The sequence below is a fragment of the Chromobacterium aquaticum genome, from assembly GCF_021129195.1.
GTDB lineage: Bacteria > Pseudomonadota > Gammaproteobacteria > Burkholderiales > Chromobacteriaceae > Chromobacterium > Chromobacterium aquaticum.
Genome location: NZ_JAJOHW010000165.1, coordinates 1 through 9,732, shown reverse-complemented (window position 1 = coordinate 9,732; position 9,732 = coordinate 1). Strand labels below are relative to the sequence as shown.

Annotated in this window: 9 protein-coding genes; 1 reads left to right on the top strand and 8 read right to left on the bottom strand. The window is 64.1% G+C overall.

Translation table 11 applies throughout. From position 1 onward, the window contains the following. Positions 1-178: 178 nt before the first annotated feature. The gene (locus LQT98_RS21480) at positions 179-2,719 is read right to left on the bottom strand and encodes a TonB-dependent receptor (RefSeq protein WP_231465071.1); all 2,541 of its coding nucleotides are present in this window, start codon (positions 2,717-2,719) and stop codon (positions 179-181) included. Positions 2,720-3,422: 703 nt separating this feature from the next. On the opposite strand from LQT98_RS21480, the gene LQT98_RS21475 reads away from it, so the two are divergent. Continuing rightward, complete coding sequence (locus tag LQT98_RS21475) at positions 3,423-3,785, top strand: DUF2325 domain-containing protein (RefSeq protein WP_048409767.1); 363 nt, start codon at positions 3,423-3,425, stop codon at positions 3,783-3,785. A gap of 80 nt (positions 3,786-3,865) precedes the next feature. Here the strand turns inward: LQT98_RS21475 and LQT98_RS21470 are convergent, their stop codons facing one another. The 7 genes from LQT98_RS21470 to hpnE all read right to left on the bottom strand — a co-directional run. Beyond that, positions 3,866-4,759 carry a hypothetical protein gene (locus LQT98_RS21470; protein ID WP_231465069.1) on the bottom strand — a complete coding sequence of 298 codons (894 nt, stop codon included), beginning with the start codon at positions 4,757-4,759 and terminating at the stop codon, positions 3,866-3,868. Between the two features lie 103 nt (positions 4,760-4,862). After that, positions 4,863-5,042: a zf-HC2 domain-containing protein gene (locus LQT98_RS21465; protein ID WP_231465067.1), complete on the bottom strand. Its 180-nt coding sequence runs from the start codon at positions 5,040-5,042 to the stop codon at positions 4,863-4,865. Next, complete coding sequence (locus LQT98_RS21460) at positions 5,039-5,599, bottom strand: sigma-70 family RNA polymerase sigma factor (protein WP_048409764.1); 561 nt, start codon at positions 5,597-5,599, stop codon at positions 5,039-5,041. The genes LQT98_RS21465 and LQT98_RS21460 overlap by 4 nt, the downstream gene beginning before the upstream one ends. Positions 5,600-5,767: 168 nt before the next feature. Further along, positions 5,768-7,129, bottom strand: a complete 1,362-nt coding sequence (gene radA / locus LQT98_RS21455; protein WP_048409763.1) for a DNA repair protein RadA — start codon at positions 7,127-7,129, stop codon at positions 5,768-5,770. A 21-nt stretch (positions 7,130-7,150) separates the two neighbouring features. Continuing rightward, complete coding sequence (locus tag LQT98_RS21450; protein WP_231465065.1) at positions 7,151-7,714, bottom strand: hypothetical protein; 564 nt, start codon at positions 7,712-7,714, stop codon at positions 7,151-7,153. A gap of 15 nt (positions 7,715-7,729) precedes the next feature. Continuing rightward, on the bottom strand, positions 7,730-8,485 hold the full coding sequence (locus LQT98_RS21445; RefSeq protein WP_231465063.1) for an SDR family oxidoreductase: 756 nt from the start codon (positions 8,483-8,485) through the stop codon (positions 7,730-7,732). Between the two features lie 56 nt (positions 8,486-8,541). Next, positions 8,542-9,732: hydroxysqualene dehydroxylase HpnE (gene hpnE / locus LQT98_RS21440; protein ID WP_231465061.1), on the bottom strand; the 1,191-nt coding region annotated here is incomplete at its 5' end.

Sequence of the window (9,732 nt, the reverse complement as noted above, 5' to 3'; positions counted from 1 at the left end):
GGCTGTGATGCTCGTCATGTTTATACCCACAATTGCTGCGGCTTGACCGGCGCCCTCCCCGCCTTGTGAGCGGGCTGGGGCCGACGCGGCCGCCATCTGCCACTCCGGCCCTCTCGCGAAGGCCGGTTCCTGCGTCCTCCCTCCATCCGGGACGGCTGGCACCGTCCCGGTGGCGGAGTTACATCTTGTAGCTGGCCTTCACGAAGTAGGCGCGGCCCACCGCGTCGGTGAAGCGCGGGTCATAGCCCTGGGGCGTGGTTTCGCCCTGATTGCTCCACGGCGGCAGTTGGTCGAACAGGTTCTTGATGCCGGCGGTGATGGTCAGCTTCTTGTCCAGCGCGTAGGAGCCGGACAGGTTCCAGGTGGAGTAAGGCTTGACCATGTGGCTGGGGTCGGAATCGGTGTAACCCGATTTGTAGTCCTGGGCCAGGATGCCGCTCCACGCGCCGCGCATCCAGTTCAGCGCCAGATTGTGCTGCCAGCGGAAGGTGGGGCCGCCGTTGACGTAGGCGCCCAGGTCGCTGAAGTAAGCGCCGCCCTTTTCATACTGGAAGCTGTGCTTGCTGATATAGGTGCCGTCCAGGTTCACCGTGAAGTCGCCGATGGTGGTGCGCGGCAGACGGTAGGAGAAGCCCAGATCGACGCCGGCGGCGCTGGTATTGCCCAGGTTGTCGGTGAGATCGGTCACGTACAGCAGATTGTTCTTCGAATCCCGGACAAAGAGGTTGGAATACTTGCCCGGGTTGGCGAAGATGGTCTGCTCGTTCAGCGAGCCTATGGTGTTCTGGATATTGGTCCACCAGAAGTCCACGCTGGTGGTCAGGTCCTTGACCGGTTCCAGCACCATGCCCACCGAGATCGACGAGGATTTTTCCGGCTGCAGGCTCTTGTTGCCGCCAGTCATCAGGTTTTGCTGAGTCTTGACGCAAGAGGAGGAACCGGCGCCGGGCTGGGGCACGCCGCCCGGGCACAATACCGGGTCGGTGTAGTTCTTGGCGGTCAGCTGCTGCTGGTTGGGCTGGTTGATGTCGTACAGCGAGGGCGCGCGGAAACCGGTGCTGGCCGAGGTGCGCAGCAGCACTTGCGGCACCGGCTGGTACTTCAGCGAGACCTTGGGGTTCACCGAGCTGCCGGAATCGCTGTAGTGGTCGTAGCGCACCGCCAGGTTGGCGTCCAGATGCTTGATCACCGGGATGTCCAGTTCGCCGTACAAGGCCTGGGCATTGCGCTGGCCGCTGCCGTCGTTGGTCTTGGTCAGGCCGGTGCTCAGGGTGTCGGTGGACAGCGCATGGTTATAGGTGTGCTCGATGGTTTCGCGGCGCGCCTCGGCGCCGATGGCCACCGCCAGCATGCCGGCCGGCAGTTGCAGCACTTCCTTGCTGACCTTGAAGTCGGCGAGATCGAGCTTGGACTTGGCCTGCTCGATGCGGCCGCTGGACGAGAACGGCTTCCAGGCGGCCGGATCGGAGGAGCCCGGATCAAAACCGTTGTTCAGCGCGTTCTGCAGCTTGCTCTGGCTCAGGTAGCCGCCTTCCAGATCGTGGGTGACCTTGCTTTCCGAGTGGCCGAGGCCGGCGCGGTAGTCCCAGCCGGCGATCAGGCCTTCCAGGTTCATCTGCAGGCGCTGGGTGGTGGCGGTGGTGCTGTCCACGCGCGCGCCGGCCGGCACCGAACGGCCATAGACCGGGAACGGGCCGTCCGCCGGGTTCTGGCCCGGCGCGGTCGGCGAAGTCACGTCGCCGGAGAACGGCGTCGGCGCCACCCAGGTGGTGTTCTTGGTCTCGGTCACCAGGTATTGCAGCGACAGCTCGTGGTCGCCGATGCGGGTGGTGCCCTTGAGCACGCCGGTCTGCTGCTCGACCTCGGGCTGGATCGACGGGAACAGCGAATACAGCTGCGAACAAGCGCCGCTGCCGTCCGGCGTCGAATACGGCGGCGCGCAATTGGGCGAACCGGTGATCAGATCGCCGCTGGGCAATAGGTAGTTGGGCGGGAAGCTGTTGACGCTGCGCTTGGTGCTGCTGGTGATCTGGGACGCGAAATCACGCTGGGTGGCCATGATCTTGTTGGTCTTGTGATACTCGTAAGCACCGTAGATATTGAAGCCGTCCTTGCCCAGGTCGCCATAGCCGTAGGACAGGTTGACGCTGCGCTCCTGGCCGCCGGAACGCTGCGGGGACAGGAACTCGCCGCCGATGGACAGGCCCTGCATGGTTTTCTTGGTGATGAAGTTGATCACGCCGCCGATGGCGTCGGTGCCGTAGATGGCGGAGGCGCCGTCGCGCACCACTTCGATGCGGTCTATCACCGTCAGCGGGATGGCGTTGAGGTCGACCGAGGTGCCGTCCATCGGCTGGTTCACGATGCGGCGGCCGTCCAGCAGGATCAGGGTGTACTGGTGGCCCAGGCCGCGCAGGCTGGCGTAGGACGCGCCGCCGGTGGAAGCGCCCACCGCGGCGTTGGCGCCCTGGGTGGACTGGTTGGCGGCCAGGCTGTTGACCACTTGCTCGACCGAGGTCATGCCCTGTTTGATCAGGTCATCGGTCTTGATGATGGTCATCGGGATCGCCTGCTCCTGCTTGATGGAGCGCTTGATGTTGGAACCGGTGATTTCCACTCGGTCCAGGGTGCCGCTATTGTCGTCCGCATGGGCCAGAGGCATGGCTCCGGCGCCGAGCATGGCGAGCGCCAGCGCGATTCTCTTCTTGCGATAGTTCATGATTCTCCAATCCCTTTGTGAGTTCATCCGGCCACTGACCTCGTCGGGTTTATGGCTCTTCGAGAGCATTCATGTGCTCATTTTTTGATCTGAACCGAAGGCGATTCGAGTGTGCGAATTAATCATGATTAGCGTCAATAAACTTTTCCCACGCCTCCCTTCTCAATCTTCAGAGCGAGTGGGCACTATGTTTGAAGCAATACTTCTTAACACCTAAAAACCGTTATTAAACAAGCGTCTAACCGGAACACGGAATCCAATATCCAAAAATTCCCATCGCATATTTAGAGCAGTCACTACAAAAGAGGGGCATGAAACAATGCCGAAATCATGTTGCTTTTTTGCAATCGCGTTAAAAATCGTGGACTGTAAATACTTCTTATTTCCAGCTATTAGCCACTGTTACATGCGTAAACCTGATGGCAGCCATGAGTTATGCAAACAGCACTCTCCAACTGCGACACCGATGGCTAACATCGCCACCCAGCGTCCCCTGCCCAAAAGACCGGGCCGAGTGCCCTCCACGGGTCAAGGCATGCATGGCGCTCATGCCGCATCCCGGCCCATGAGCCTTGCCGGGCGGACGCAGCCAACAAAACGCCACAGTTCCACCCTGTCCTGATTGCCAATTTCAAAGTTTGCGATTGACCGCTTAAATGATAACGATTATCATTTCGGAAAATTAACCAGGAAGGGATGTCCAATGAATGCCATGCTTGTGGGAGCCGATACCCTCGGCAATATTCCGGATGTGTTGCGCGACTTCGGCATCAACATCCATCGTCATGTCAGCGGTCGTAACAGTTCGCACCAGCGCAAGGTGGACCGCCTGCCCGCCGGCACCGACCTCTTGATCCTGTTCACCGATTTTCTGGGCCACAACGTGATGCGCCATTTCCGCGAGCTGGCCTCGGAAAACCAGATCCGCTTCATCGCTTGCCGCCGCTCGGTCTGTGCGCTCAAGCAATCGCTCACCGGCGCCGGCCTCAGCGACAGCCAGTGCGCCACCTGCCCGCATCAGTGCGCGGCGGCCAAGGTCAGCAACAACGGCAAGCGCAAGCGCTGAGCCACACCCAGTTTTCTTCGCACCCTTGAAAATTCAAGCCGGCTCACGCCGGCTTCTTTTTGGCCGCGAACCGGCAAGCGCTATGCCGGCGCCAGCGCGGCCGCGCGTTGCTCGAACCAGGCTTTCAACTCGGCATCCTCGAACGCGGCCGCCAGCCGCCGCGCTTGCGCCCATGCTTGCTCCGCGGCCTCGTGTTGCTCCAGCCGACCGCAAGCCTTGACCAGCTCCAGCAACAGGAAGGCCTGATCCACCGCTTCTTCGCCATGCGTGGCGATCAGATCCAGGCCCTGCCACGCCCAAATCCGCGCAGCCTCCCATTCCCTCAGGCCATTGGCCACCAGCGCTTGCAGATAACAGGCCCGCTCTTGCTGCAGCCAGCCGCCGACGCGCGCCCACAGCTGACGGGCCAACGCCGCGCCCTCGCGCAGCGCGTCGGCTTCGTCCGCGGCCAACACCGACAAATCACGCTCCAGCAAGCCGGACAACACATTGCTCAAGGCGGCCGCCAACATCGCGTCGGCGGCGCCCGCCTCCGTGGCCGCAGTCATCGGCAGCAGAACCCGCAAGCGCTGATAGGCCGCGCCCGATGCCAACGACGGCGCCAGATGCTGCAAGGCGGCCAACGCTATCGCCAATTCGGCGGCGGGCGGCGGCACCGCCAACGCTACGGCCAAGCATCGGCCCAGTTCCCGCGCCTCCTGATCCGCGCCGGCCTCGCCGGCCGCCACCGCCTGATTGCGCAATTGCTTGGCCGATGGCGCCGCGGACGGCAGCTGGCGCTGCAAGCCCCAGGCGGCGGGCCAATCGCCAAGCGTCTCGCCCAGCACGTGGTTGATCAGCCAGCTCAGGCTGGCCAATTGCTCGGCGTCCAGCTCCGCCGCTGTCGCGGCCAGCTGGCGCAGGCTCGCGGCGGCGGCATGCGCATCGTTGTCATGTTCGCGGATCAGGGTTTGCAACAGGGCACTGGCGGACATAGATAGGCTCCTCGGCTCAATGGGTCACGCCAAATAATGACAAATGACTCACCAGGAGCCAAGAAAAAACCGGCCGTGGCCGGTTTGCGCGCCCTTGCCCGGCTTATTCGCCGCGGCCGGCCCGACGCGCGGCCTCTCCCAGCAACTTGAGCTGTTGCGAGAAATTGCGGCAATTGCCGCACATGAACAGGTGCACGCGCAGGCGCAAGTATTCCCATTGGCTCAAGGGACGGTCCTGCGACGCCGAAATCAGACGGCTGGCCTGACGACAACTCAACTTCATACGCTAGCCTCCCGGCTCCAGCGAATTGAAAAACATTCCCGCAAGCTCATGCGGGCGCGATACAACAGCACAGAACAGTTGGTCGCGGTGATCTCCAGATTATTACAGATCTCCGCGATCTCCATGCCCATCACCTCGCGCATCACGAATACCATCGCGGTGCGGCGCGGCATCACTTCCGAGCATTGCTCGAACACCTCCCAGAACTGACGCGACACCAGCGATTGCTCCGGGCCGCTCCAGGCCTTGACCGGTTCGCGCCAATGGCCGTCGCGGCTGAACAGGCCGTCGAAGTCGCCATCGTCCGCCTCGTCCTCCAGCGATTCGAACAGCTTCTCCTTGCCCTTGCGGCGCAAGGCGTCGATCAGCTTGAAGCGCAGGATGGAAGTCAGCCAGGTGCGCAGCGTGGATTTGCCGCTGAAGGAGGCGCGCGATTCCAGCGCCGCCAGCAGCGTCTCCTGCACCGCCTCGTCGGCGGCGTCCCTTTCGCGCAGCTGCGCCAGCGCGTAGCGGAACAGATACGGCCGTTCCGCTTCTATGTCTCGGTCTTCTATCATTCGCTATCCACTTTCTTAGAGTCTGTTTACGATCTCGCGAGCTAAAGCGAGACAAGGCGAAAACAGCTGAGAAAGCGGAGTGTACACACGGTACATGAGCATTTCGAAGTTGTACTCACCGTGTAACGCTCCACGACACGCAGCAGATCGTAAACAGGCTCTTACCGCTCATTCGCGACAGAAGTCCACCGCCTGATCCAGGCGCTCCACCGCGATCACCTGCAGTCCGTCTATCGGCTGGCGCGGCCGGTTGGCCTGCGGCACGATGGCGCGGGTGAAACCCAGCTTGGCTGCCTCTTTCAGGCGCTCCTGGCCGCGCGCCACCGGGCGCACCTCACCGGCCAGGCCCACTTCGCCGAACACCACCAGTTTTTCCGGCAAGGCCTTGTTGCGCAGCGAGGACACCATGGCCAGGATGATGGCCAGGTCGGCCGCCGGCTCGTTGATCTTGACCCCGCCCACCGCGTTGAGGAACACATCCTGATCGAAGCAGGCGACGCCGCCGTGACGATGCAACACCGCCAGCAGCATGGCCAGCCGGTTCTGCTCCAGGCCCACGGTCAGCCGCTTGGGCTGGAAACCGTGGCAGTCATCCACCAGCGCCTGAATCTCCACCAGCAGCGGTCGGCTGCCCTCCTGGGTGACCAGCACGCAGGAGCCGGCCACATCGTCGCGATAGGACGACAGGAAGATGGCCGAGGGATTGGACACGCCCTTGAGGCCACGATCGGTCATCACGAACACGCCCAGCTCGTTGACCGCGCCGAAGCGGTTCTTGATCGCGCGTATCATCCGGTAGTTGGAGTGGGAGTCGCCCTCGAAATACAGCACGGTGTCCACCATGTGCTCCAGCACGCGCGGGCCGGCCAGCGAGCCTTCCTTGGTGACGTGGCCCACCAGCAGAATGGTGATGCCGGTCTGCTTGGCCATGCGCGTCAGCTGCGCCGCGCATTCGCGCACCTGGGACACCGAGCCGGGCGCCGAGGTGACCTGATCGGTGTACAGGGTCTGGATCGAATCGATCACCGCCACTTCCGGCTGCTCGCGCTTCAGCGTTTCCAGAATGGCCTCCAGGCGGATTTCCGCCAGCAGGTCCACCCGGTCGGTGACCACCGACAGCCGGGTCGCGCGCAGCGCGATCTGCTGCGGCGATTCCTCGCCGGACACATACAGCACCTTGCGGCGCGCGCCGATCTCGGACAGCGCCTGCAGCAGCAGCGTGGATTTGCCGATGCCGGGGTCGCCGCCGATCAGGATCACCGCGCCGCGCACCACGCCGCCGCCCAGCACCCGGTCCAGCTCCTCGATGCCGGACGGATCGCGCGGCACTTCCTCGGCCTGCACATCGGACAGCTTCTGCACCTGGGTGGCGCTGTCACTCCAGGACTGAAAGCGCGCGTTCGCCGCCGGCGCGGCTTGCACCGCTTCGGTCAGCGTGTTCCAGGCATTGCAATGCGGGCACTGACCCTGCCATTTAGGCGTTTGGCCGCCGCACTCGGCACAACTGAAAACGGTTTTGATTTTTGCCATCAGGAAAAACGGGAAGGGGAATCAGCTGTGCGAACCAGGCGCGCCGCTGTTCTTGTTGAGTTCATTGATGATGTTGAGCAGCCGTTTTTGCTCCGGCTCGGCGCCGGAGGCCGACTTGGACTTTCCGCCGCCCTCGCCGGCCGGCTTGTTGCGTATCGCCGCCAGCACCGCCTCCACTTGCGGATCGGTGCGCGCCGCGCGTTCAGCCTCTTCGTTGCTCAAGGGCTTGGGGCCGGAGGGCAAGGCGTTGGCGCTGGATTTTTCCATCGGCGCGGACGCGGCGCCGTGGCCGCTGGCGGTGGGCGCCGGCATTCCTGCCGGCGACGAGGCCTCCCGTGGCGGCTCCATGGTGTCCAGCTTGTTCTTGGCCATGTATTCGTTCATCTCGCGCCAGCCGGAATAGATCGCCGCCTTGTCGGCTTCGGGGTTGCGCAGATAGCACTCTTCCAGCGAACGCCCGGTCTGGCGACAGGCCGCGCCTATCGCCTTATTGGCGTCCTTGGTCAAACCGGTGACGTTGCCCACCCAGTTGCAGCCGGCCAGCGCCAGCAGCAACGGCAACCACAGCCATCGCCGTATGCTCATGCCTACCCCTTCCCTTCAAGCGCGCCGGGCGCGCAGATCCAATTCCACGATCTCGCCGCTGCGCCCCTGGCTAGCAGGCCCCAGCCAGTACAGCAGATGCGGCATCAGGTCCGCCAGATCGCCGCGCTCGGACTTGTCCTCGCCCGGATGGGTGCGGTTGCGCTGCGGCGAATTCACCGGTCCCGGAATCAGCTGGTTGACGCGCAGCTGCGGATAAACATCCCATTCATTGGCCGCCACCTGGGTCAGATAATTGAGCCCGGCCTTGGACGCGCCGAAACCGCCCCAGTACGGCGCCGGGTGCAGCGCGTGGGTTTCGCCGACGAACAAGACCGCGGCGTCCGGAGATTCCTTCAACAGCGGCAGGCAGGCGCGGCTCAGCGCGAACGGCGCCACGGTATTGATCCGGTACTGGTCCATCCACTCTTCCACCGTCTGATTGGACAGCGGCGACAGCGCGTAAAAATGCGAAGCGCAGTGCAGGATGCCGTCCAGGCGCCCCAGTTCGCGCTTGATCATCATCGCCAGATTGTTGAAATCTCCCTCCGCCGCCTTCAGCAGGTCCAGCGGCACCGCCGCCGGCTCCGGCCCGCCGGCGGCCGCTATTTCATCGTAGACCTTCTCCAGGCCTTTGACGCTGCGCGCCAGCAATACCACGGTGGCGCCATGGCGCGCCAACGTCAGCGCGGCCTCGCGGCCTATGCCCTGAGTGGCGCCGGTGACCAGCACCACACGGTCCTTGAATGCGTTAGAGGCGATATCTGTCGTCATTTTTTTCGCTATCTTGTAATCAGGCTCGGCGGCGGCGCTCACGCGGCGCGGCCGGTTCACAGTCTTGCAATCACCGCGCGGGCGGCAGCCACGCCGCTCCGCACGGCCCCCTCCAAAGTGGCAGGATATTCAGCATGCGTCCAATCTCCCGCCAAATAAAGCGATTGTACCGGGCTTGGCTGCGGCGGTCGCCTCATATCGACCAAACTGGCAAAAGTGGCCCGTTTCTCCGTCAGCACCCGGAAACCAAGCATTGGGCCGGCCCGCGGGTCCAGCCGGCGCACCTCGGCCTCCACCAGAGCAGCCAGTTCCTCCTGCGCAAGCGCGTCCAGATGCTGCGGCGCGCTCATCACCGCGGCCACCCAGCCGGTCTCGCCCATCAGCGCGCCGCGGTCGAACAGCCAGTCGCCGACCCCGCCGCTGCAGGCGCACATCGGCGCCGGCAAGCGCAGCGGTCCGTCAAACTGCAGGTATACGGTATAGATAGGCCAGTAACGATAAGCCTCGGTCAGCTGGCGCAGCGCTGGCTCCGCCGTCAGTTCCGCCGCGTGATACGGCGCCACCGCCAGGATGGCGGCATCGAAACGCTCGCCGTCCACGCTCACCCCCGCTGAATCCGTCGCGACGCCGCGCACGCGCCGACCGGCGCGCAAATCCGCGCCGCGCGCCGCCAGCCATTGCCAGGCCGGATCGGGAAACAGCGCCGACAAATCCACTCGCGGCAGCAACAGGTCGCTGGCGGCGCGGTCCGCGCCCAGGCTGTCGCGCAGCACCGCGGCCAGCACTCGCATCGATGCCAGTTCCAGCGGCGTATTCAGCCCGGACAGCACCAGCGGTCGCCAGAACTCGCGGATCAGCGTCTCCGACTGCCCCTGCTCCGCCAGCCATTGCGCCACCGCGCAATCCGGCTCCACCCGCCAGGCTTGCCGTTTCAAACGCTGCAAGGCCAGCGCCAGCCGGCCCTTGTCGCGCCAGCCTATGCCGCGTGCCGTCAACAGACCGACTGCCAGATGCAGCGGCGCCGGCAAGCGCGGGCAGCTCAGGCTGATGCCGCCCTGGCGTTGCCAGCGCATCGGCAGGCGTAGCAAGGCCTGGCGCTCATCCACGCCCACCGCGGCCATCAGCCGCAGGCATTCACGATAAGCGCCGATCAGGATGTGCTGGCCGTTGTCCAGCCGGCTGCCGGGCACGCCGATGCGGCGCGCGCGACCGCCCGGCTCGCGGCCGGCCTCGAACACCGTCAGCTG

Coding starts and splice junctions, on each gene's coding strand:
- LQT98_RS21460 (WP_048409764.1), bottom strand. CDS start 5,599: ATGATAGAAGACCGAGACATAGAAGCGGAACGGCCGTATCTGTTCCGC.
- LQT98_RS21450 (WP_231465065.1), bottom strand. CDS start 7,714: ATGAGCATACGGCGATGGCTGTGGTTGCCGTTGCTGCTGGCGCTGGCC.
- LQT98_RS21465 (WP_231465067.1), bottom strand. CDS start 5,042: ATGAAGTTGAGTTGTCGTCAGGCCAGCCGTCTGATTTCGGCGTCGCAG.
- radA (WP_048409763.1), bottom strand. CDS start 7,129: ATGGCAAAAATCAAAACCGTTTTCAGTTGTGCCGAGTGCGGCGGCCAA.
- LQT98_RS21475 (WP_048409767.1), top strand. CDS start 3,423: ATGAATGCCATGCTTGTGGGAGCCGATACCCTCGGCAATATTCCGGAT.
- LQT98_RS21445 (WP_231465063.1), bottom strand. CDS start 8,485: ATGACGACAGATATCGCCTCTAACGCATTCAAGGACCGTGTGGTGCTG.
- LQT98_RS21480 (WP_231465071.1), bottom strand. CDS start 2,719: ATGAACTATCGCAAGAAGAGAATCGCGCTGGCGCTCGCCATGCTCGGC.
- LQT98_RS21470 (WP_231465069.1), bottom strand. CDS start 4,759: ATGTCCGCCAGTGCCCTGTTGCAAACCCTGATCCGCGAACATGACAAC.